Origin of the sequence: Paraburkholderia sp. EG286B (assembly GCF_040965655.1) — a bacterium.
Classification (GTDB): Bacteria; Pseudomonadota; Gammaproteobacteria; order Burkholderiales; family Burkholderiaceae; genus Paraburkholderia.
Map to the genome: position 1 here is coordinate 370465 of NZ_JBFRCF010000001.1, position 23281 is coordinate 393745.

At 65.7% G+C, this 23281-nt stretch carries 21 protein-coding genes; 13 read left to right on the forward strand and 8 right to left on the reverse strand.

Annotated features, from left to right (window positions below; translation table 11 throughout):
- Positions 1–126: 126 nt before the first annotated feature.
- Positions 127–669 (reverse strand): SDR family NAD(P)-dependent oxidoreductase, encoded by a 543-nt coding sequence (locus AB4Y42_RS01635; RefSeq protein ID WP_368693183.1) that lies wholly within the window; start codon positions 667–669, stop codon positions 127–129.
- Positions 670–940: 271 nt separating this feature from the next.
- Here AB4Y42_RS01635 and AB4Y42_RS01640 point away from each other — a divergent pair, with 271 nt between their 5' ends.
- Positions 941–1798, forward strand: a complete 858-nt coding sequence (locus AB4Y42_RS01640; RefSeq protein ID WP_368688205.1) for an NADPH-dependent oxidoreductase — start codon at positions 941–943, stop codon at positions 1796–1798.
- A 61-nt stretch (positions 1799–1859) separates the two neighbouring features.
- Entirely contained in the window at positions 1860–2771 is a 912-nt protein-coding gene (locus AB4Y42_RS01645; RefSeq protein WP_368693184.1) for a ketopantoate reductase family protein, read from the forward strand.
- A gap of 31 nt (positions 2772–2802) precedes the next feature.
- On the opposite strand, the gene AB4Y42_RS01650 is transcribed toward AB4Y42_RS01645, so the two are convergent.
- From AB4Y42_RS01650 to AB4Y42_RS01670, 5 genes are all read right to left on the reverse strand, one after another.
- A complete protein-coding gene (locus AB4Y42_RS01650; RefSeq protein WP_368688203.1) occupies positions 2803–3252 on the reverse strand; it encodes a PaaI family thioesterase in 450 nt (149 codons plus the stop codon).
- A gap of 151 nt (positions 3253–3403) precedes the next feature.
- Positions 3404–4663 (reverse strand): benzoyl-CoA 2,3-epoxidase subunit BoxA, encoded by a 1260-nt coding sequence (gene boxA / locus AB4Y42_RS01655; protein ID WP_368693185.1) that lies wholly within the window; start codon positions 4661–4663, stop codon positions 3404–3406.
- 52 nt (positions 4664–4715) lie between these two features.
- Positions 4716–6143, reverse strand: coding sequence for a benzoyl-CoA 2,3-epoxidase subunit BoxB (gene boxB, locus AB4Y42_RS01660; protein ID WP_368688201.1), 1428 nt, complete (start codon positions 6141–6143; stop codon positions 4716–4718).
- A gap of 39 nt (positions 6144–6182) precedes the next feature.
- The gene (boxC, locus tag AB4Y42_RS01665) at positions 6183–7859 is read right to left on the reverse strand and encodes a 2,3-epoxybenzoyl-CoA dihydrolase (protein WP_368693186.1); all 1677 of its coding nucleotides are present in this window, start codon (positions 7857–7859) and stop codon (positions 6183–6185) included.
- A gap of 126 nt (positions 7860–7985) precedes the next feature.
- Complete coding sequence (locus AB4Y42_RS01670; RefSeq protein ID WP_133180285.1) at positions 7986–8942, reverse strand: helix-turn-helix transcriptional regulator; 957 nt, start codon at positions 8940–8942, stop codon at positions 7986–7988.
- A 129-nt stretch (positions 8943–9071) separates the two neighbouring features.
- Here AB4Y42_RS01670 and AB4Y42_RS01675 point away from each other — a divergent pair, with 129 nt between their 5' ends.
- The 4 genes from AB4Y42_RS01675 to AB4Y42_RS01690 all read left to right on the forward strand — a co-directional run bounded on the left by AB4Y42_RS01675 (position 9072) and on the right by AB4Y42_RS01690 (position 14189).
- Positions 9072–10685 carry a benzoate-CoA ligase family protein gene (locus tag AB4Y42_RS01675; RefSeq protein WP_368693187.1) on the forward strand — a complete coding sequence of 538 codons (1614 nt, stop codon included), beginning with the start codon at positions 9072–9074 and terminating at the stop codon, positions 10683–10685.
- Between the two features lie 14 nt (positions 10686–10699).
- On the forward strand, positions 10700–11521 hold the full coding sequence (locus AB4Y42_RS01680) for an alpha/beta fold hydrolase (protein ID WP_368688197.1): 822 nt from the start codon (positions 10700–10702) through the stop codon (positions 11519–11521).
- 284 nt (positions 11522–11805) lie between these two features.
- Positions 11806–13167 carry a sensor histidine kinase gene (locus AB4Y42_RS01685; protein WP_368693188.1) on the forward strand — a complete coding sequence of 454 codons (1362 nt, stop codon included), beginning with the start codon at positions 11806–11808 and terminating at the stop codon, positions 13165–13167.
- The gene (locus tag AB4Y42_RS01690) at positions 13164–14189 is read left to right on the forward strand and encodes a response regulator (RefSeq protein WP_368688195.1); all 1026 of its coding nucleotides are present in this window, start codon (positions 13164–13166) and stop codon (positions 14187–14189) included. The genes AB4Y42_RS01685 and AB4Y42_RS01690 overlap by 4 nt, the downstream gene beginning before the upstream one ends.
- Before the next feature lie 60 nt (positions 14190–14249).
- Here AB4Y42_RS01690 and cqsA read toward each other — a convergent pair whose 3' ends face one another.
- Both cqsA and AB4Y42_RS01700 read right to left on the reverse strand, forming a co-directional pair.
- The gene (gene cqsA, locus AB4Y42_RS01695; RefSeq protein WP_342918666.1) at positions 14250–15551 is read right to left on the reverse strand and encodes an alpha-hydroxyketone-type quorum-sensing autoinducer synthase; all 1302 of its coding nucleotides are present in this window, start codon (positions 15549–15551) and stop codon (positions 14250–14252) included.
- A gap of 588 nt (positions 15552–16139) precedes the next feature.
- Positions 16140–17309, reverse strand: coding sequence for a GGDEF domain-containing protein (locus AB4Y42_RS01700; protein ID WP_368693189.1), 1170 nt, complete (start codon positions 17307–17309; stop codon positions 16140–16142).
- Positions 17310–17601: 292 nt separating this feature from the next.
- Here AB4Y42_RS01700 and AB4Y42_RS01705 point away from each other — a divergent pair, with 292 nt between their 5' ends.
- From AB4Y42_RS01705 to AB4Y42_RS01735, 7 genes are all read left to right on the forward strand, one after another.
- A complete protein-coding gene (locus tag AB4Y42_RS01705) occupies positions 17602–17904 on the forward strand; it encodes a putative quinol monooxygenase (protein WP_368688193.1) in 303 nt (100 codons plus the stop codon).
- Positions 17905–18044: 140 nt separating this feature from the next.
- Positions 18045–18347 (forward strand): DUF2795 domain-containing protein, encoded by a 303-nt coding sequence (locus AB4Y42_RS01710; protein WP_368693190.1) that lies wholly within the window; start codon positions 18045–18047, stop codon positions 18345–18347.
- A 167-nt stretch (positions 18348–18514) separates the two neighbouring features.
- Positions 18515–18865 (forward strand): response regulator, encoded by a 351-nt coding sequence (locus AB4Y42_RS01715; protein ID WP_342918663.1) that lies wholly within the window; start codon positions 18515–18517, stop codon positions 18863–18865.
- Between the two features lie 272 nt (positions 18866–19137).
- On the forward strand, positions 19138–19344 hold the full coding sequence (locus AB4Y42_RS01720) for a hypothetical protein (RefSeq protein WP_368688191.1): 207 nt from the start codon (positions 19138–19140) through the stop codon (positions 19342–19344).
- 135 nt (positions 19345–19479) lie between these two features.
- The gene (locus AB4Y42_RS01725) at positions 19480–20001 is read left to right on the forward strand and encodes a PRC-barrel domain-containing protein (RefSeq protein WP_368693191.1); all 522 of its coding nucleotides are present in this window, start codon (positions 19480–19482) and stop codon (positions 19999–20001) included.
- 102 nt (positions 20002–20103) lie between these two features.
- On the forward strand, positions 20104–22236 hold the full coding sequence (locus AB4Y42_RS01730) for a phosphocholine-specific phospholipase C (protein ID WP_368688189.1): 2133 nt from the start codon (positions 20104–20106) through the stop codon (positions 22234–22236).
- 146 nt (positions 22237–22382) lie between these two features.
- Positions 22383–23177, forward strand: a complete 795-nt coding sequence (locus AB4Y42_RS01735) for an SDR family NAD(P)-dependent oxidoreductase (RefSeq protein ID WP_368693192.1) — start codon at positions 22383–22385, stop codon at positions 23175–23177.
- Positions 23178–23281: the final 104 nt, after the last annotated feature.

Consider the following 23281-nt stretch of genomic DNA (forward strand, 5'->3'; position numbering starts at 1 on the left):
GGGGTGCAGGTAGCGGGAAGCTCCAGAAGCGGCGGCATGGGGGAAGATTCGACGCTGGCGGCTCTCGCGGCCCCTGGTTGGTACAAAGACACCCTGAAGCCCTTCGGCGGCCCTGTGAGCCGCTATTCAGGCGAGAGCCGCAAAGCCTTGCTGGGCCTGGGTTTGCGTCGGTATATAATGGCGTTCTGCATGCTTCGAGGCCGCGTAGTAGCCAGAACCCGGAAAGCCCGCGAGCCCCGCCACCGACGTAATGTTGATGACGTGGCCCTTGCGGCGCGCGCGCATGCCCGGCAGCACCGCGCGCGTGAGCGCGAACAGGCCGAACGCGTTGGCGTCGAACTGCGCGCGGATCTCGCGCTCCTCGCCCTCTTCGATCGAACTCTGATAGCCGTAGCCCGCGTTGTTGACGAGCACGTCGATCGCGCCGAACTGCTTCTGCGCGGTCGCGACGGCGGCGTCGATTTGCGCGGCGTCGGTCACGTCGAGCGAGACGGGCAGCAGGCAGTCGCCGGCCTCGGGCGCGAGATCGTCGAGCGACGCCTTGTTGCGCGCGGTCGCCACGCAACGCCAGCCGCGCGCGAGCACCGCGCGGGCGAGCTCGCGGCCAAAACCGGTCGAACAGCCGGTCACGAACCAGACCGGCGACGCATTCGGGGAATCAACGGACATGGGAAGGCCTCCCGGAAGAAGGGGCAGACAGGGCTGCCGAAGACAGGGGAACGCGGAAGATGGCGCCGCCGCACGAAGCAGGTCGCTTTCGAACGCATGCGCAGCCTTCGATGATACCGGTCACGCACGAACTCTGCTGGCGCGCCCGTGGGTCCGTGGGCCCGTGCCGATGAACGCCTGCGCCGATCGCCCGGGCCATGTACCATACGGCGCCTGGCGCCCCGAATTTCAGCGCCACGAACCCACTGTCATTTGCCGGAGAAGAAACCCGATGTCCACCGTCACCACGCCCGCACGCCCCGCTGCCGATCTCGCCGATGCCGTGCGCGCGCTCGAAGCGCGCTATGGCACGCCGTGGTCCGCGCCGCTGCCGGCCTGGAACGAAACGCTCGACACGCTGCTCGCGCACCGCTCGGTGCGCAACTACGCGGACCGTCCGCTGCCCGCTGGCACGCTCGAAACGCTGATCGCCGCGGCGCAATCGGCCTCGACCTCGTCGAACCTGCAAACGTGGAGCGTGGTTGCCATCGAAAGCCCCGAACGCAAGGCGCGCCTCGCCGAGCTTGCGGGCGGCCAGTCGCACGTTCGCGCCGCGCCGCTCTTTCTCGTGTGGCTCGCGGACCTCTCGCGCCTCGAAGCGGCTGGCACGCGCAGCGGGGCGAGCGTCGAAGGTCTGCACTATATGGAGACGCTGGTCGTCGGCATGATCGACGCGGCGCTCGCCGCACAAAACGCCGTGGTCGCGCTCGAATCGCTCGGCATGAGCGCCGTGTATATCGGCGGCATCCGCAATCAGCCTGAACAGGTCGCCGCGGAACTGGGCCTGCCGCCGCGCGTGCTCCCCGTATTCGGCCTGTGCGTGGGCTATCCCGACGAAACCCGCCCTGCGGATGTGAAGCCGCGCCTGCCGCAGGAGGTCGTGCTCCACCGCGAGCAATACGACGCGCCTTCGCAGGCGGCCGCGATTGCCCGCTACGACGAAGTCATGGGCGGCTTCCAGACCGCCCAGGGATTGAGCGCGGCAGGCTGGACCGTGCGATCGCTCGCGCGCTGGCGCAGCCGCGAGTCGCTGCACGGCCGCGACCGCCTGCGCGACGCGCTCAACGCGCTCGGCTTCGAGCTGCGCTGAGCGCACCGGCACGCCGCGGGACATTTCAGGCAACGAAGCACGCCACACAGGAGAGACGCAAATGAAAGTCGCCGTCATGGGCGCAGGCGCAGTAGGCTGCTTTTACGGCGGCATGCTCGCGCGCGCGGGACACGATGTGGTCTTGATCGGCCGGCCCCAGCATGTCGAGGCCATTACACGCGACGGGCTGCGCCTCGAAGCGCAGCAGTTCGACGAGCGCATCGGCGCGCCGCATCTCACGGCCAGCACCGAAGCCGGCGCCGTGGCGGGTGCGGACCTCGTGCTGTTCTGCGTGAAGTCGACCGACACCGAAAGCGCGGGCGCCGCGCTCAAACCGCACCTGGGCGCCGCCACGCTCGTGCTCACGCTGCAGAACGGCGCGGATAACGCCGAGCGTCTGCGCACCGTGATCCCGCAGGACGTGGCGGCCGCCGTGGTCTATGTCGCCACGGAGATGGCGGGGCCGGGCCACGTACGCCATCACGGCCGCGGCGAGCTGGTGATCGAGCCTTCGCGAGCGAGCAACGCCGTTGCGCGCACGCTCATCGACGCGGGCGTGCCCACGGAAATCTCACCGAATGTGCGCGGCGCGCTGTGGGCGAAGCTGATCGTGAACTGCGCGTACAACGCGCTCTCGGCGATCACGCAATTGCCTTATGGTCGTCTCGTGAAGGGGGCGGGCGTGAGCGAGACGATGCGCGATATCGTGGGCGAATGCATGGCCGTCGCGCAGGCCGACGGCGTGACGCTGCCGCCGGACATGGACAGCGCCGTGACGCGCATCGCGCAGACCATGCCGGGCCAATACTCGTCCACGGCGCAGGATCTCGCGCGCGGCAAGGTCAGCGAGATCGATCATCTCAACGGCTATGTCGTGCAACGCGGCGCGGCGCTCGGCGTGCCCACGCCCGCGAACCGGATGCTGCAGACGCTCGTGCGGCTCATCGAGGACAAGGCGCGCGCGGCGATCTAGCGCGCGCCGCTCATGCATCGCTCGCGCTGCGTCAGCGGTCGAACACGAGCAAGGTGGAAGTGGCGGACGCGTAGAGCTTGCCCTGCGCATCCGTGATGCTGGCCTCCGCGAAGGCCGCGCGGCGGCCGATGCTGAGCACGCGCCCTTCTGCGCGCACGGTGCCGGTGTCGGCGGTCATGGGCCGGTGGTACGCGACCTTCAGCTCCAGCGTGGTGTAGCCCTGAGTCGCGCCGAGCCGCGAGTGCGCGGCGCACCCGCACGCGGAATCGAGCAACGTGGCCGCATAACCGCCGTGCACCGTGCCGATGGGGTTGTACACGTGCAGACCGGGCGTGCCTTCGAACACGACGCGGCCCTCCTCGACTTCGACCAGCCTGAAGCCAAGCGTTTCGCCAATGGCCGGGCCACGGCTCCCGTGCAGCATGCGCTGCAACTGTTCGACGCCGGTCAGGCCGGCGGGCATTTCAGCAACGAGGTTCATCGAGGCGATCTCCGTCTATGGCGCGCGTCTCTTCGCGACTGTGCACGCCTGTACGATGCGCCATCGTAACGCCTTTCGAACGATCGTGCTTAAAATATCGCGAGCCTCTCACCCGTTTCGATTCAGGCCTCGCTTCACTGCGCCGGATGTTTCAATACGTCTCGAGATGCAGACGGCCTTCCCGCTTGAGTCGATCCCACAACGCCTCCCAGCCCATGCCGTGTTTTTCGGCGATTTCCTGGAGCGCCTGCAGCACGCCATCTTCCATGCCCTTCAATCCGCAAACATAGACGTGTGTGTTGTCGTCCTTGAGCAGTTGCGCGACGTCCACGGCGCGCTCGCGCATGGCGTCCTGCACGTAGCGCCGCGGCTGGCCCGGCGTGCGTGAGAAGGCGAGGTTCGTGTCGATGAAATCTTTCGGCAGATTCATCAGCGGTCCAAAGTACGGCAACTCCTGCTGCGTGCGCGCGCCGAAGAAGAGCATGAGCTTGCCGGTGGCGCCCTTGAGCCTGCGGCGGCGGCGATATTCGGTCATCGCGCGCATGGGCGCGGAGCCGGTGCCCGTGCAGATCATCAGCAGATGCGAGTTCGGATGATTCGGCATGAGGAAGGTATTGCCGAACGGCCCGATCACGGTCACCACGTCGCCCTTCTTCAGATCGCAGAGATAGTTCGAGCACACGCCGTCGGTGGCGTTGCCGCTGTGATCGCGCGTCACGCGCTTCACCGTGAGCGAAACGTTGTTGTAGCCGGGGCGCTCGCCATCGCGTGGGCTCGCAATCGAATACTGGCGCGCATGATGGGCCCGGCCTTCAGGGGTCGCGCCCGGCGGCAGAATGCCGACGAACTGGCCTTCCAGCACCGGGAACGGCATGGCGCCGAAGTCGAGCACGATGTGATGAATGTCGCTTTCGGTGGCGTCGTCGGTGAGGCGATAGTTGCCGACCACGGTCGCCGTGGTGGGCGCCTTGTGCGTGTAGAGCTGGACATAGGGGCGCGCCGCCGACCACGGCGGCACGGTCGAGCCGCGCACCATGTCGGAGCCGCCCACAGGCGCATCGGCGGCATTCGGCGCCGCTTGTGCAACGCTCGCCGCATCGCCCGTTTCCGCCGCAACGACTGGCGCCCCCAACGATGGATTCTGCGCGGGCAGCTCGTCCCACGTGTACTGCTCGTCGATGCTGTACGTCTCGGCCTTGAGCACGTTGCGCCAGTTGTCGATCGCGCCGGTCGGGCAAGGCGGCACGCACGCCATGCAGGCGTTGCAGACATCGGCCTTCACCACATAGTTGGTGCCGTCGTGCGTGATCGCGTCGACTGGGCACGTTTCCTCGCACGTATTGCAGCGTATGCAGATTTCAGGATCGATCAGGTGTTGCCTGAGAATTTCCACGGGTAGCGGACCGTTCATGATTGTCTCCCACCGCGGCGCGCAAACGCGTGGCTGCGCGCCGCCGCTCCCCTCAGTTAAAGCGCACGTATTCGAAATCGACGGGCTGCCGGTTGATGCCCATGGCCGGCGGCGCGATCCAGTTGGCGAACTTGCCTGGCTCGATTACGCGGCCCATGAGCGAGGCCACGTAGGCGCGGTCTTCCGCGGTGGGCAGCCATTTCGCTTGGTTCGCGGCCCATTCGGTCTCGCCGATCACGCGCCCGTCCGGCGACACGCGCACGCCCGCGAAGGTGCCGATCTGGCGGTTGAAGGCCTTGTGCGGCACGCTGAGGCGAACATCGATGCCAGCCTTTTCCAGCACCTTGTTCCAGCGGTTCACACCCGCAATCGAGTCCTTGATGTAGTCGTCGCGCAGCACTTCGTTCATCGCGTTGAGCATCGGCACTTCGCGCTCCACGAGCTTGCCGTCCTGCACATCGAGCAGGCGGTACTGCTGACCTTCGAGCTGGTGGTCGTCGTCGCGTTTGGTCTCTTCGTAGCGCCCCTTCAGACCCGAGCTGTAGAAGGTCGCGGCATTCGACGAGTGATCGGCGCCGAACAGGTCGATCGTCACCGAGTAGTGGAAATTCAGGTAACGCTGGATCGTTTCGAGGTCGATCACGCCCGCGGCGCGCAAACGGTTCACGTCGTCGGTCTTCAGCTCGTTCATGACCTGCGCGGTGCGTTGCACGACGCGCGAGATGCCCGACTCGCCGACGAACATGTGATGCGCCTCTTCGGTCAGCATGAATTTCGTCGTACGCGCGAGCGGGTCGAAGCCGGATTCGGACAGCGCCGAAAGCTGGAACTTGCCGTCGCGGTCGGTGAAGTACGTGAACATGAAGAACGCCAGCCAGTCGGGCGTCTTCTCGTTGAACGCGCCGAGAATGCGCGGGTTGTCGTCGTCGCCCGAGCGGCGCTCCAGCAATGCTTCGGCTTCCTCACGACCGTCGCGGCCGAAGTAGCGATGCAGCAGATACACCATCGCCCACAGGTGCCGGCCCTCCTCCACATTCACCTGGAACAGGTTGCGCAGGTCGTACATGGAAGGCGCGGTGAGGCCGAGATGGCGCTGTTGCTCGACCGAGGCGGGCTCCGTGTCGCCTTGCGTGACGATGATGCGGCGCAGGTTCGCGCGGTGCTCGCCGGGCACGTCCTGCCACGCCGCCTCGCCCTTGTGCGCGCCGAAATGGATCTTGCGATCCGCGTCGCCCGGCGTGAGAAAGATGCCCCAGCGATAGTCCGGCATCTTCACGTGGTCGAAGTGCGCCCAGCCGCCCGCGTCGACGCTCACCGCCGTGCGCAGGTAGACGTCGTAGCCGTGCGAGCCGTCGGGCCCCATGTCGCCCCACCACGAGAGGAAGTTCGGCTGCCACTGTTCGAGCGCGCGCTGCAGCGCGCGGTCGTCGGCGAGGTTGACGTTGTTCGGGATCTTTTCGCTGTAATTGATCGTGGACATTGCGGTTCCTTGTGGCAAACGCCTTGGCAGAGACGGCTATCAAACGCGGGCAACGTCGAACTGCGCCTTGCTGCCCTTGCCGTACACCTTGAGCGCGCCTTTCTCGCCCACGGCGTTGGGCCGGTTGAAGATCCAGTTCTGCCACGCGGAGAGCCGGCCGAAGATGCGCGTTTCCATGGTCTCGGGCCCGTTGAAGCGCAGATTCGCCTCCAGGCCCGTGAGCGCGTCGGGCGACATGACCGCGCGCTCTTCCAGCGCGAGGCGGATTTCGTCGGGCCAGTCGATGTCGTCGGGCGAGGCCGTCACGAGGCCCAGGCGCTCCGCCTCGACCGGCTTGACCGCTTCGCCAATCTTCGCGCGCACGGCATCGAGGGGTTCGGTTTCCTCATAGAAGCGCCGCGCGAGACGCGATTGATGCGTGACCATCGGGTAGAGGCCGAAGTTCGCTTCCGAGAGCGTGATGCCCGGTTCTTCGTCTTCGTTCGCGGGCAGCGCGGCCATGTACGTGCGGTCCGCGGCGAACGCGAGTTCGGCGAAGGTGCCGGCGAAGCACGAGCCCGGCTCGATCAGCGCGAACAGCGAACGCGAAGAGATATCGATGCGCGCCAGCGTGCGGCGCAGCATGCCGATGGTCTCGCGCACGAACCAGTGGTCGCGGTGCGCGAGCAGCGCGGCGTCGGCGGCGAGCACGGTGCGGGCGTCGCCTGCGGTCTTGAGAATCCACGTGCCGATGTCGAGCTCGTTGGTGCGCATGGAGAGAATCGCGTCGTCCAGCTCGCGCGCGAACTGCAGCGGCCACCACGTTGCACCGGCGGCGACGATTGCTTCGATATCCGAAACAGGCGCCGCGGCGGGCGCTTTCGCCGTGAACGTCGCGGTGCGCTTCGCGCGGTCGATCGTGACATCGACGGTGGCATAGCTCAAGCCGCCGTCGTGCTCCACGCGTTCGATGCGCGGGAGCGCAATGCCCCGCGCGTCTGCAGGACGATCGCTCGCGGCGGCCAGCTCGAGCGCGCGCGCCTGCACCGCCTGGCCGAACTGGTTCGGCTTCACGACATCGTCCACGAGGCGCCAGGCCTTCGCGCGCTCGCCGCGAATGCCTTCCACCACGGTGCAGAAGATATCGGCGCGGTCGTGGCGCACACGGCGCTTGTCGGTGAGGCGCGTGAGGCCGCCCGTGCCCGGCAGCACGCCGAGCAGCGGCACTTCCGGCAGCGCCACCGACGACGACCGGTCGTCCACCAGCAGGATCTCGTCGCACGCGAGCGCGAGTTCGTAGCCGCCGCCGGCACACGCGCCGTTCACGGCCGCAATGAACTTCAGGCCCGAATGGCGCGACGAGTCTTCCATGCCGTTGCGCGTTTCGTTGGTGAACTTGCAGAAGTTGACCTTCCAGGCGTGAGTGGAGAGGCCGAGCATGAAGATGTTGGCGCCCGAGCAGAACACGCGGTCCTTCAGGCTGGTCAGCACGACCGTGCGCACTTCCGGATGCTCGAAGCGGATGCGCTGGAGGGCATCGTGCAGTTCGATATCGACGCCGAGGTCGTACGAGTTCAGCTTCAGCTTGTAGCCGTCGCGAATGCCGCCGTCCTCGGCGATGTCGATACCGAGCGTCGCCACCGGGCCGTTGAACGTGAGCTTCCAGTGCCGGTACTGCGAGGGATCGGTGCGGTAATCGACCCGCTGCGGGGCGACGGCGGTTTCGGCTGCGGCCATGAGCGTCTCCTGTCTACACATCGTTTCAATGAACGATAGTGCAATAGATTGCTCATGTAAAGCACATTAATGCATTTTAATGCATGAAAGGGGTAAACCCGCGATGCCCTAATCCGCGCCCGCCCCTCACTCGATGCGGGGCGCCTCCGCGGCCAGCCGGGCGGCAAGCCGGTCGCGCAGTTGCAGATAGGCGTCGGCGAGCGTCTTTTCGCTGGTGTCGAAGGTCATGTCGGCGCGGCCGTAGAGTTCGCTGCGGCCGGCCAGGATGCGCTTGAGGTCGTCCATCGCCTCGCTGTTGCCCGAGTTGCCCGACATGGGCCGCAGGTCGCCCTGCGCCACGACGCGGCGCATGTGCTCTTCGGGCGCGGCCTGCAGCCAGACGGTGAAGCAATGCGCGAGCAGCACATTGAACGTGGCGGGCTCGGAAACGAGGCCGCCCGGCGAGGCGATCACGGCGCGCGGGTGCTCCGCGATCACGGCCTCGAGCGCCCGGTGCTCGTAGCGGCGATAAGCGCTCGCGCCATACAGCGAATGGATTTCCGAAGGGGGGCAGCCCGCCAGTTGCTCGATCACCCGCGTCAGCTCGACGAACGGCACCTTCAGCTCCTGCGCGAGCATGCGCCCGAGCGTGGACTTGCCCGCGCCGCGCAGGCCGATGAGCGCGATGCGCTCGTTGCGGTGCGGGTCGGCGCTCGTGTGCGAGAACATCTCGGCGAGCGCCACGCGCGCGCGCTGCAAGGCCGCCGGATCGCGCCCCTGCAGCAACTCGCGGATCAGCAGCCATTCCGCCGACGAAGTCGTGACGTCGCCGATCACCTCGGCGAGCGGGCAGTTCAGCGTGGTCGCGATCTGCCGCAACACCAGCACGGAGGCATTGCCCACCCCGGACTCCAGATTCGCCAGATGCCGCTCCGAGAGCCCGGTTTCCGCCGCCAGCGTCTTGCGCGTCATGCCGCGCCGCGCGCGCAGCATGCGAACGCGCTCGCCCATGGCGGTCAGGAACGGATCGCGTTCGGTGCGCTCGCCGCGCGAGGCGTCGTCGGCGGCTTCCGCCGGCGGCTCGGCAATGTAAGTTTGCTTCATCTTAGGGAATCCCTGAACCCGTGTTTGTGTACTATAGTGCTTGACATGCATTTTGCTAACGGCTAATTTTCCGCGAAAAGGTTGATCGACGACAAATCGGATCGAATCAGACTGAGCGGAGACAACACCGTGCCCATCCCAGCAGCGTCGCAGGAACACGCCGCGGCCGCGCCGCCGCCCGCGCTATTCAACTTCGCCTCGCACCTGTTCTCGCTCAACGCCGCGCGCGCCGCGAAGACTGCTTATATCGACGACACGCTCGCGCTGAACTACGGCGAACTCGAAACGCAGGCCCGCCGCTTCGCGGCCGCCATGCGCGCGCTGGGCGTCCACACGGAAGAGCGCGTTCTGCTCGTGATGCTCGACACCGTCGAGCTGCCGATTGCGTTTCTCGGCGCGCTCTATGCGGGCATCGTGCCGGTGGTCGTCAACACGCTGCTCACGCCGGCCGACTATGTGTATATGCTCACGCACAGCCGTGCGCGCGCGGCGATCGCCTCGGGCGCGGTGCTGCCCGCCGTGAGTGCCGCGCTGGCCGAGGCACAATGTGAGGACTGCCAGTTAATCGTTTCGCAGCCTGCTTCTCTGGCTGCTTCACAGTCGCTCCCGCACGAACCCCAACACGTCCTCGCCGATCTGATCGCACGCGCCGAGCCCGCCCCGCGCGCCGCGCAAACGGGCTGTGACGACATCGCGTTCTGGCTGTACTCGTCGGGATCGACGGGCAAGCCCAAAGGCACGGTGCATACGCACGCCAATCTCTACTGGACCGTCGAGACTTACGCGAAGCCGATACTCGGCATACGCGAAGACGACATCGTATTTTCGGCAGCCAAGCTGTTCTTCGCTTATGGCCTCGGCAACGGCCTTTCGTTTCCGCTCTCGGTCGGCGCGACCACGATCCTGATGGCCGAACGCCCCACCGCCAGCGCCGTCTTCGCGCGCCTCGTGCAGCATCGGCCCACGGTGTTCTACGGCGTGCCCACGCTTTACGCGAGCATGATGGCCTCACCCAATCTCCCCGCACGCGCCGACGTCGCGCTGCGCGTGTGCACCTCCGCGGGCGAAGCGCTGCCGCGCGAACTGGGCGAGCGCTTCAGGGAGCACTTCGGCAGCGACATTCTCGACGGCCTCGGCTCCACGGAAATGCTGCACATCTTCCTCTCGAACCGGCCAGGCGCGGTCGAATACGGCACCACGGGCCGCCCCGTGCCGGGCTACGAAATCGAACTGCGCGACGAAACCGGCGCGCTCGTGGCCGACGGCGAGATCGGCGACCTCTTCATCCGCGGACCGAGCGCGGCCGTGATGTACTGGTGCAATCGCGAGAAGTCGCGCGCGACCTTCCTCGGCGACTGGGTGAGGAGCGGCGACAAGTACCGGCGCCTGCCAGGCGGCGCCTATGTCTATGCGGGCCGCAGCGACGACATGCTCAAGGTGAGCGGCCAGTATGTCTCGCCCATCGAAGTGGAGATGGTGCTCATGCAGCACGAAGCCGTGCTCGAAGCGGCCGTGATCGGCGTCGATCAGGGCGGGCTCGTGAAGACCTGCGCGTTCGTCGTCCTCAAGCAAACAGCCATGGAAACCGCGCACGACGCGTTGGCCGAGCAGTTGAAGGCATTCGTGAAAACGCGGCTCGCGCCGCACAAGTATCCGCGCGACATTCTGTTCGTCGACGATCTGCCCAAGACCGCGACCGGCAAGATCCAGCGTTTCCGGCTGCGTCAGCAGTTTCAGTCGTGACAGTGACAAACGCCATGAACGAAAGCGATTTCGCCGATCTGCCCGCCACGTCCACGCGCGATGCGCTGCGCATCGAATATCGCTGGATCGCCGCGGCCGCCAGCGACGCGCCGCTCGCTGTGTTCCTGCACGAGGGTCTCGGCTCGATCGCGATGTGGAGAGACTGGCCCGCCGCGCTTTGCGAGCGCCTCGGCATGCGCGGGCTCGTTTATTCGCGTCCGGGTTACGGTCGTTCCACACCACGCGCGCAAGGCGTGAAATGGCCGGTCGATTTCATGTCGGCGCAGGCGCGCGACGTGTTACCCGCGCTGCTCGACTCGCTTGGCGTGGGCGCGGCCGACCGCGCGCGCATGTGGTTGATCGGTCATAGCGACGGCGCCTCCATCGCCCTGCTCTACGCCGCCGCTTTCCCCGAAGCACTCGCGGGCGCGGTGGCGATTGCGCCGCACGTGTTCGTCGAAGACATTTCGGTCGACAGCATCGGCGAGGCGAAGGTTGCGTACGAAACGACCCGCTTGCGCGAAAAGCTCGCGCGCTATCACGACGATGTCGATTCCGCATTCTACGGCTGGAACGATATCTGGCTCGATCCCGCCTTCCGGTCCTGGAACATCGTCGGCGAGCTGGCGTCGATACGCGTGCCGCTGCTCGCGGTGCAGGCGCTCGACGACCACTACGGCACCATGGCGCAAGTCGAAGCGATCGGCGCGGCCGTGCCGCACGCGCGCGTCCACGCGCTCGCGCAGGGCGGCCATTCCCCGCATCGCGACGCGCCGCAGCCCCTGAACGACATCATCGAGCAATTCGTTTCCGCACCACGCAAGCCCACGGCCTGAACACACCCCAGCGCCCCCGCAGGACCCTCCAGCGCCCATCGAACGCCTCCAGACAGGGGCGAATCGATGCACCGCGCATAACATTCCCCCGTCAACGCGGCGCCGAAGCCCATCGCAGGCCGAACTAAGGGCCAAACCCGCCTCATCGCGGCAATCCTTTGGTGATATTGTCTTTCTTTGCGGGGTGGAGACGGGGTCCGACCACGCGAACCCAACGGCAGAACGGGCACCAAAAAAAGCGAGACGCAAGAAGACCGGCCGGATCACGCGCGCCGGCCAGAACGATGAGCGATTCCATCCTGATGAACGTTTCAAGAACCTCGGTGCGACTGAGGCGAGCCTGGGCGTCGATGCGTCCGCGCTTCGTGCGCGCCTTCGCGCCCGCGCTGCGCAACCTGCAATACGTGAAGCGCCGCATGCGCCCGCTCGCCGTGGTAGCGAGCGTGGGCTTCCCGCTTTACTACTACGTCTGGAAAGACCTCTTTCCTCAGCCGTATGAAAATCTCACGCTACGCCTGATCGGCTCGTTTCTGTTCATACCGATCCTGGCGTTCGAGCGCTGGCCCGCCGCGCTCAAAAAGCTGCTGCCGTGGTACTGGTACTTCTGCACGCTCTACGCACTGCCGTTCTTTTTCACGTTCATGCTGCTCAAGAACAACGGCAACGAAGTGTGGGTGGAAAGCGCGCTGATCGCGGCGTTCGTGATGGTGCTGCTGCTCGACTGGCTCATGCTCGTGCTGCAGTTCCTCGTGGGCATCAGCCTCGCGGTGATCGCGTACTGCCTCACCACCTACCCCATCGTGCTCGGGCCGAACTACCTCACGCATCTGGCGATCTTTTCGTTTGCGGTGGCGATCGGCGCGGTGGCCAATTACGATCAGGACCGCATTCAGATCGAACAGGAGCGCGCCATGCTGGCCACGGCGGGCAGTGTGGCGCACGAACTGCGCACGCCGCTCGTGGCGATCCGCGTGGGCGCCGCGGGCCTCATGCGCTATTTGCCCGCGCTGCTCGACACCTATCAACTCGCCCAGCGCAGCCGCTTGCCGGTGCCCAAGATACGCGTGGCGCATCTGCATTCCCTGCAAGGCGTGGTAGGCCGCATCGAACAGGAAGCACTGCATTCGAATGCGATCATCGACATGCTGCTCGCCACGGCGCGCTTCACGGGCGGCAACATGCAAAACGCAACGCTATGTTCGATCGTACATTGCGTGGAAACCGCGCTCGCGCGTTTTCCGTTTCGCGAAGGCGACCGGCGCCGGGTAATCTGCAATCTGCGCCCCGATTTCGAGTTCCACGGATCTGAAATGCTAACCGTTCACGTGCTCTTCAATCTGCTCAAAAATGCCTTCCGGCATATGGGCAGCATCGAAGGCGCGCAGATTTTGATTCGTCTTGAATCAGGGCAAAGGGCCAATCGATTGATTTTCAGCGATACGGGCACCGGTATTTCCCCTGAGGTATTGCCGCACATCTTCACGCGCTTTTATACTTCGACAACCGCCACCGATGACGTGACGCTCGGAGCAGGAATCGGGCTGGCATTCTGCCGCGATGTCATGCAAGCGATGGGTGGAGCAATCACCTGCTCTTCCGTAAAAGGCGAATACACCGAGTTCGTTTTGACATTCCCTGCGCCATGACGAAAGCCATTCAGCCGTTCTCCTATCCGACCACCGTCGCCTTCGTCGACGACAGCGCCGCGTTCCTTTCGAACCTGAGCCTGCAACTCGACCCCGACCTGGCCTTCCGCCTGTTCAGTTCGCCCTACGAGGCGCTGAAGTTCCTCAATGGCCGTACGCCTCACGACCGCGCGGCGGAGCCTATCTTCGGTCCCTATCTGGACCGCACGGAAGAAAACGATGCGCACCAGGTCATCGCCATGCGCGTCGATGCGATACGTAGTCTCGTACATAACGCTTCGCGCTTCGAGTCGGTTTCGGTCGTGGTGGTCGATTACGACATGCCCGAACTCAATGGCATGGAGTTTTGCCGCCGCATTACCGACCCGTCGATCAGGAAAATCGTGCTGACCGGCAAAGCCGATGAGCACGTGGCCGTAAAGAGCTTCAACGAAGGGCTGATCGACCGCTTCATCCGCAAGCATGAAGTCGATGCGGTGGAAACGCTGAACCGGGCGATCGACGATATGCAGCGTGCGTATTTCGACCGCTGCTGCAGAACGGTGCTCGACGCGCTCGCCGTTTCCGAATATGCCTTCCTCAAGGACCATGCGCTCGCCGCGCACGTGAAGGGCATTGCCGATTCATTGGGCATCGTCGAGCACTATCTCTCGTATCAACCGCACGGACTCCTGATGTTCGACGGTGTCGGCACCGCGTATCTGCTCGTCATTCACACCGACGAATCGCTGCGCGGCGTGCGCGAAATCGCCGTCGAACAAGGTGCGCCCACAGGCTTCCTCGCCGAGCTCGACAGCCGTCGCAGCCTGCCTTATTTCTGGCGCACGGAAGGCTATTACCCGTCACAGTGCGCGGAATGGCAGCCGTATATGCACCCCGCATCGGAGTTTCACGGCGACCGCCGCTATCTCTACGCCGTGGTGAAGAAGCCGGCGGGGCTCGCGCTCGACAACGTGCTGCCCTACGACCGGCATCTCGACCAGCTGGACCGCGAGATCCAGGCGGCGTGGGACTCGCCCTGATAGCCGGGCGCACCCCACGCTACCGCTGTCTCGCTCCACGCCGCCTCAATCGCGCACGGCTCAGGCCGCCACGGCCACCATCGGCATGTTCACCACGGCCTGCGGCAGACGCATGCGCGCACGGCCCGCGTTGCGTTCGTTGCGGCGCGTGGACGGCCAGTTCCACATCTGCACCTCGTCGCGAATCTCCGCGCACACTTCGACGAGCCGCTCCAGTTCTTCCTCGCACAGCGCCGCATTGAGCGAGAGCCGCACGAGCGAGCGGTTCTGCGCCGTGGCGGGCGCACAGAACACCGAACCGAAAATGCCGCGTGCCTCGAGCGCGTCGCGCAGCACGATCGTCTGCGGCTCCGGCCCGGCTTCGAGCGCGATGATCTGCGTTTCGCTGCCGTTCAGGTTGTAGCCAAGCTCGGCCAGCCGTGAGCGCACGTAACGCGCGTTGGCCGCGACACGCGCACGCCGCCAGTCTTCGCGCTCGATCACGTCGAGCGTCGCCGCGAGACCCGCCGTTTCATGCGGCAGCAGCGTCGAGCTGAAAATGGCGGGCAGCGCCTCGCATTTGAAATACTCCTGAAAACGCCGCGAACAGCTGATGATGCCCGCGCGCCCGGCAAACGCCTTCGCGAGACTCGCGGTGCGGAAATGCACGCGGTCGATGAGCCCGAGCTCGGCCACCATGCCCGCACCGTGCGGGCCGTGCGTGCCGAGCGAATGCGACTCGTCGACGACCAGCACGCAGTCGTGCTCGGCGCACACTTCGGCGATCGCCGTGAGCGGCGCCACGCTGCCGTTCGTGCTGTACACCGAATCGACGATCACGATCCCGGCCCCGTAGCGCTGGATGCGCTGCTCGAGGTGATCAACATCGTTGTGGAAGAAACTAATCGCCCGCGCACCGGCGCTGCGGATGCCTTCCCACAGCGACATATGCGCCATCATGTCGACGTACACCGGCGTCTGCGCATTGGCGATCGACTGGATCAGCCCCGTATTCGCGGCAAAACCCGACTGGCACAGCACGCTCGCTTCGGCCCCCATGTATGACGCGAAGCGGTCTTCGAGCGCGAGCTGCGGGCAGTCGTCGCCGTGCAGGAACACACCGGACATCAGGAGCCCGTTGCCCTCCGAGCGGATACTCATGCACATTGCATCGAGAATCTCGGGGTGGCGTGCAATCGAGAGGTAGTCATTACTCGAAAGGTGCAAGGCATCCGCATCGGCAACACGTCCCTTCATGATGTGCCCCCCGGCCCAGCTTTCCTGCACGCGCTCGGTGTAGTAGCGATCGACACGTGCTGCGAGGAATGCGGGCAATGCCGCGTCGTTGTTATGTGCGTTACGCCAGTTGCTGCCAACTTTCATCTCAGGCTCCTTGTGGTTAAAGGCCGGCCCCGGAGGCGACTTGTCTGGTCAGGAAGGATTCCGAAAGGCAGGCCCGTAATGTGCCCGCAACGAAACGACACGCGCGATGAGGCCTGACGTGCGCATTCCGGCAGCGGACTTATGAATGTGGGTGATGCAATGACTGGCGAGCGCGTGAGTCGCGGCGCGCGGCGGGGAGTGGTCACGGCCGGCGGCGCCAGAGCGCGCTCGAGAGAAAACCAATGCGGGCGCGGGGCGCCGGGAGCAGGCGCCTTCGTATCCGCACGAATCCCGCTTCGCTTGATCGCCACTGGTTACAAGGGAAGAAACGCCCGCCCGAAAATTTTTGAGGCGCGCCACGCAGGCCACCTGGACATGCACGTCATGCAGCGAAAGCGCCTTCACGCTGCACGCAACGTCAGTCGCGCCATTGATAATTATCGTTTAAAAACAGCGCTGTTAAGCGCCTCGCATTGCGCAACTATGCGTAGCGCATGGAGTTTCGACAAGGATTGCCCGTCGCACCGCGAAAGGGCGCGAGCGCTGATTCACCACGCATAGATTGCGTGGAGGAGACCGACGGAATCGTCAGATGGCCACGACGCGGTCGCGCCCGCGTGACTTGGCGACGTATAGCGCGGCGTCGGCGCGCGCCATCAACGTGGCGAGCGAGTCTTGCGCCTGCAGTTCATCCACGCCGGCGCTGAACGTCAGGCCGTCGTGGGGCTCCTCGCCGGATTCGCGGGCGTGAGCGTCGGCGCTGCGGCGCACGGAGAGCGTCAACACGCGCAATTCATCGAGGCGCGTCACGACATCGTCGCGGGTCATGCCCACGAAGAGCAGCGCGAATTCCTCGCCGCCGAGGCGGCCGAACAAGTCCTCCACGCGCACGCCGCCCTTCACGACGCGGCAGAACTGCGCGAGCACGCGGTCGCCTGTGGCGTGCCCGTAGCGGTCGTTGATCGACTTGAAGTGATCGATATCGACAATCGCGCACGCGACCCGCTGGCCCTTCTCGCGCGCGGCTTCGAGCGACGCGTTCGCCTGAGCGAGAAAGGCGCGGCGCGTGAGTGCGCCGGTCAGCTCGTCCTGGTTCGCGAGGCGTTCGAGCCGCTCGGCCATGCGATCGTGCGCGAGCAGGACCATGCCGATCGAAAGCGAAGGCAGCACGAGAATGCCGAGCGCGAGCCACGCGACGTTGAGCGGCGTGAAGTCGAGCAGCCCGTACTGCTTCACGAAGCCGCTGCCGTACATCACCCCGCGCAGCGCGTGCGCGAACGCGCCCAGCCACGCCGCGAGGGTCACGAACCGATAGCTGTACACGGGGCGCTCAGGCGGGCGGCAACGCAGCGAGAGCCAGCCGAGCGACGCGTAGATAGCCGCATGAAACGCGGAGACGACGGCCACGCGCGCGCCGAGACTGGGCGTGACCCAATACCACCACACAATACCCATTGCGAGCGCAACGGTTCCCGCGTAGGCGAGCGGCACACGCGGCTTGAGCCCGAAGAACTGACGGCAGCCCTCGAGCAGCCGCACGACGGCGAGCGCCAGCAAAGTGTTCGAAACGAACACGGTGAGGATGGGAAAACCAAGCCGTTGCAGGCCCGCGAGCAGGAGCGCCACGCTGGCCATCCAATAGGCGCCGATCCACCGCCCGACACCGGGAATACCCGCAGGCCGCAGCGAGCCGAGAATGGCGAGGCTCATGATGCTCGAAAGCACCGTGACGAGAAGGATATTGACCGGATCTAGCATGTACGGCGTGGTCTGAAGATATGCCTGAGTTTACGGCATCAATTTGAAAAACATTCGCCCTGGCCGCGTGTAGAAGGTTTATTCAAAACCGCATGGCTGGCCGGCCGAAGTGCGCCGGTGCCCCCGGCGTAGTCAGACAAAACCATGAAACCCCCCGGGCTCTATTTGGACTACGAATCGTAATTCTCACGCGGCAGGCGGGAAAAACCCGCCGCACCCTCCCGGCGCTTGACGAACGCCCCGCAGGACCGCGACCATGCCTTTGACGCCACGACGTAACAGGAGCCATGTCATGACCCAGCATGCGTTGTACGTCGAGCTGCACGCGCAGCCCGGCAAGGAAGAGGAACTCGCGGCATTTCTCGCGGGCGCGAAGCCGCTGGTCGATGCGGAGCCCGGCACGCCGGCCTGGTTCGGCGTGCGCTTCGACGCCACGACGTTTGCGATCTTCGACGCATTCGACGACGAAGCCGGCCGCAGCGCGCATCTGAACGGCCAGGTGGCCGCGGCATTGATGGCGCGCGCAGGCGAACTGCTGGCCGCGCCGCCGCAGATCCGCCGCGCCGACGTGCTCGCCGACAAGCTTCCCGCCTGAACGGCCGCCCGATTGCCCGGGAGGACGCGCGCGCGGCCACGTCCTCTCTCAGCCTGTAACCACGGTGCACGGCGCGCACAGGTAATGGGCGCCGGGAACGGCAACTGCGGGAGGCGTCGCGATCTTCGAAGGAGGAGCCGATGAAGCCTGCTTCCGCTTGCGAGGCCGCACGATCTGACACCCCTGACGAGGCGCGTTCGAACGCAGAGGCGCTGAGCGATCGCGTGCTGCACGCCCTCGAACGCGTCACCTGGCCCGCACACCCCGCCACGCTGATCGAAACCGCCGAGCGCAGCGGCGCGCCGCGCGACGTGATCGACGCCCTGCGCCGCTTGCCCGACGAGGCGTTCGGCAGCTTTGCCGAAGTCTCGGCACTCATCGTCGCGGCGCAACTGGGCGCGCGCGGCTCGACCGCGCAACGCGGCGCGGCGACGCAAGGATGACGAACGAAACGGCGACGATGCCGAGCGCGGATCGCAATTGCGCGCCGCGGGAACAGAAATTGCGCGCTGCGGGACGGCCGCCGGACACCCTCGGCCCGCCGCGACGCGATCGCGAAGAACAAAGGCCCAGCCGCCACGATCGGCCGGGCCGCTCACGCAAGAAACGTATGGCTACCGTACTACTAGTCGACGACGACACGAACGCGCTCGACGCGCTCAAGGAACTGGTCGGGCAGGAAGGTTATCGGGTCAGAACTGCCGCAGACGGTTCGGATGCCCTGCAAAGCGCGCTCGACGACCCTCCCGATGTCGTGATCTCCGACTGCATGATGCCGCGCATGGACGGTCTCTCCCTCATGCGCGAAATGAGGCGCAGCAGCAAGCTCGCGGGTGTGCCGCTCGTACTCGTCTCCGCGCTCGTCACCCTGCCCCCCGACGCCGACGTCGTGGGCTTCCTGCGCAAGCCCTTCGCGGTTTCGCAGCTGCTCGACATCCTCCATCGGGTCGCCACGCCCTGACAGGCTCGAGCCACCTGCCTCCTGCGCCGCATGAACGATTTACATCCTCGTTGTAGCGACTGACGCGACACCGGGGCGCCCAACGCGGCGGTTCGCGGGCGTTTCCTTGATTCGGCATCCTGACCGGTTGTCGGTCGATCGCCGCGCCTCGCGCGCCACGGCATGACCGATGCTGTGGAATCGGCGTGGCCGGTCCATTTCGAGGCCGGCACGGGATCGAACCCTAGCCGCATTGCGTCGTGATGCGATGCGCATAACCGAGGGAGGTCGAAATGAGCGAATACGCAGGCCGCTCGCACGACGAGCGTGTGGCGCAACGCAAGCGCGAGAAGAAAGGGGCGACGGAGCCGCCAGGCGGCGATATGGCCGTACACGGCACCGAGCCCGACGCCACCCGCAGCAGCGGCGAGCTCTCTGAGCAAGGCAAGGAAGTGTGGCGCAAAGGCGCCGGCCTGGACGGCGGCGGCAAGAGCCGCTGAATCTTCCTTCGAGCCACCACGACCGCCAGGGCGCATGGGTGCGCCCTCAACTTGCGCAATCTGCTGCATAACCGGCGCGCGCCGCGCGCGGGAGACCCCCGGCGTGCGTGTTTCATCGTGAACAAGGAGAACATCATGGCCTACTCGCAAACCCCGATCGGTTCAGCGTCGCCCAGCGGCGACGACGCACGCGACGGTGCACGTATCGTCGGCCGCGACCAGTCGGACACGCGTGGCCCCGGCCCCGACGTGATGGCGGCCAGTACGCTGGACGGCGACCGCGTGATGAGTTCGGACGGCGACGAAGTCGGCAAGGTCAAGGAGATCATGCTCGACGTGGAAAGCGGACGCATCGCCTACATGGTGATGTCGAGCGGCGGCTTTCTCGGCATCGGCGACAAACTGCTCGCGGTGCCGTGGAATGCCCTCACGCTCGACGCGGCACGCAAGTGCTTCGTGATTGCGCTCAACTCCGAGCGCGTAAAGAACGCACCGGGCTTCGACAAAGACGAATGGCCCTCGATGGCCGATCGCACCTGGGCCAGTTCCGTGCACCAGTACTACGGCCGGGAGCCGTACTGGAGCGACGACGCCGCGAGACTGTCGCTGGACGAGCCGGGGCGCGAGCCGCCGGAGACCGGCGGCGTGAAGCTCTAAAGGGCGCGCACGCGCACCCGCAACCGTTCATCGAGCACCCGCGGCGGCGCCAACGTGTCATGCTAATGGTCGCGAGCACAACGACAACAACGCGAACCCACCATGACTTCGATGGACCGCCGTGATTTCCTTCGCGCCGCCGCCGCGGGCGCGACGCTCACCCTGGCTTCGCCCGCCATCCAGCGGGCCCTGGCCATTCCTGCCAACGACGCAACCGGAACGATTGAAGACGTGCAGCATATCGTCGTCTTCATGCAGGAGAACCGCGCGTTCGACCACTACTTCGGCACGCTGCCCGGGGTGCGCGGCTTCTCGGACCGCATCACGATTCCCCTGCCCGACGGCGCCAATGTATGGCAACAGAGCGACGGCACCCGCACGCTGCTGCCGTTCTACCTGGACAGCCGCAAGGGCAACGCGTTGCTCGCGGGCGGCGCGCACAACTGGGCCGACGCCCACGCGGCCTGGGACCACGGCCGCATGACGCATTGGCCCAAGTTCAAGGGCGATGCCTCGATGGGCTACTTTCAGGCCTCCGACCTGCCGTTTCATTTTGCGCTCGCCAACGCCTTCACGATCTGCGATGCCTACTATTGCTCGCTGCACGGCGGCACCAATGCGAACCGGCTTTTTCTGTTCACCGGCACCAACGGCCCCACGGCCTCCCCTTATGCCGTGGTCGACAACAATGGCTGGGACAACATCGGCGCGCCGTCCACGGGCCTGAAATGGACGACCTATCCGGAACGCCTGCAGGCCGCAGGCGTGACGTGGAAGGTCTACGAAAACCAGCCCGATAACTACACCGACAATCCGCTCATCGGATTCGCGAGCTATCGCAAGGTGCTCGAGACGATCGAAGGCTCGCCCAACGTGCCGTGGACCGAGGCACTCGACGCACGCGAGCCGCTCTACAAGGGCGTCGGCAATACCATGCCCGATGGCGGCTTCCTGCAGGCGCTCGATGACGACATCGCGGCGAACCAGCTGCCCCAGGTGAGCTGGATCATCGCGCCGCAGGCCTATTCCGAACACCCTGCCGTTTCGACACCGGGCCAGGGCGCCTACTATCTCCAGAAGCTGCTCGAAGCGCTGACGCGCAACCCGGACGTCTGGAGCAAGACCGTGCTCTTCGTGAACTTCGACGAGAACGATTGCTTCTTCGATCACATGCCGCCGCCTTGCCCGCCCTCGCCCATCAAGGACGGCGAGTATGCAGGCAAATCCACGGCCAGTACGCGCCACGAATACTTCACCATGCCGAACCCGCCCGGCGACGGCAAGCCGGTCAAGCCAGACGGCTTGCCGTTCGGGCCCGGGCCGCGCGTGCCGATGATCGTCGTCTCGCCGTGGAGCACGGGCGGCTATGTGAACTCCGAAGTCTTCGATCACACGTCGGTGCTGCGCTTCATCGAGGCGCGCTTCGGCGTGCGCGAGCCGAATATCAGCCCGTGGCGGCGCGCGGTATTCGGCGATCTCACCTCGGCATTCAACTTCAGCACGCCGAACGAAAAGCCCGTGCAGGCGTTTTCCGCGCCCACGAAGGCCGACGCCGATGCGTTGAACAAGCAGCAGAACGCGCTCAAGCCCGTGCCCGTGCCGCAGCCCGACATGCAGACCCTGCCGCAGCAGGCGCGCAAGGCGCGGCCCTCGCGCGCGCTGCCGTACCGCCTCGACGTGGATGCGAGCGTCGATGGGCGACATCACAAGGTTCAACTGGAGTTCGGCAACGAAGGCAAAACCGGCGCCGTCTTTCACGTGTACGACACGCTTCATCTCGACAGGTCGCCGCGCCGCTACACCGTCGAAGCCGGCAAGACCCTGCGCGACACGTGGACGCCCAGCGCCGCCGACGACGGTGCATACCGGCTGTGGGTGCTTGGCCCGAACGGTTTCCATCGCGCCTTCGAGGGCAACGTGCGCGCGGCGGCGCATGGGCCCAATCCCGAAGTGCGCGTGCGCTACGACGCCGCGAGCAATGCGCTCGTGCTGAGCATCGCGAACCGCGCGAGCGCGGCGTCGAATGTGAGCCTGGCGGCCAATGCCTACCGCAGCGACGGCCCCTGGACCTACGCGTTGCGCGCCGGCGAGCAGGTTCAGTCGAACTGGGCGCTCGCGGATTCGGGCGGCTGGTACGACTTCACGCTGAGCGCGGAGAACGGCGTGCTAAGGCGCTTCGCGGGCCGGGTGGAAACCGGCAGGGACAGCGTGAGCGATCCGGCGATGGGTGCGTGAGACGCCTCAGAACGCATCCGGAGCGCCTGCGCAGTACACTGCCCGTTCCCTTCACGATGGCCGCGCGCGACGTTGCGTCCAGAACGTTCGACACACGTTCAATGGGCGTTCGCAAGCGTGGCCAGCCTTCTCCTCGAGGAGCCCGCATGAAAATCGATCTGACTGGAAAACTCGCGCTCGTCACCGGCTCGGCGGCGGGCATCGGCCTTGCCGCGGCCAAGGGCCTCGCGCTCGCGGGCGCCGACGTGATCGTCAGCAGCCGTCACACCGAAAACGTGCGCGAAGCCGAAGCGGCGCTGCGTACCGCTGCGCCCGGCGCGCGCGTGCAGGGCTTCGTCGGCGATCTTTCCAGTGCCCAGGGATGCGACGCGCTCATGAAAGCGCATCCGCAGGTGGACATCCTCGTGAACAATCTCGGTGTGTTTCAGCAGCAGGACTTCTTCGAGATTTCCGATGCCGAGTGGCTGCGCTTCTTCGAAACGAACGTGATGTCGGGCGTACGGCTCTCGCGCGCCTATGCGAATGCCATGGTCGAGCGCGGCTGGGGGCGCATCGTGTTCATCTCGTCGGAATCGGGATTGAACATTCCCGCCGACATGATCCACTACGGCATGACGAAAACCGCGCAACTCGCGCTCGCACGCGGCCTCGCCAAGCGCCTTGCGGGTACGGGCGTCACAGTCAATTCGGTGCTGCCGGGTCCGACACTCTCCGATGGCGTGACGCACATGCTCAAGGACGAAGTGGCCGCTTCGGGCAAATCCGTCGAGGAAGTCGCCGCGCAGTTCGTGCAGACGCATCGCGCCTCTTCCATCATCCGGCGCGCGGCGAGCGTGGAGGAAGTGGCGAACATGATCGTCTACGCGTGCTCGAAAGAGGCGTCCGCAACCACGGGCGCGGCCTTGCGCGTGGACGGCGGCGTGGTCGATACGATCGCGTGATGCATCAGGCTGCCAGCGAGATTATTTAATTCGTCATACGAAGTATCCGGACGCAGCTGTCGAATACAAAAACGCAGCCCGCACGAGCGGGCTGCGATTCAACT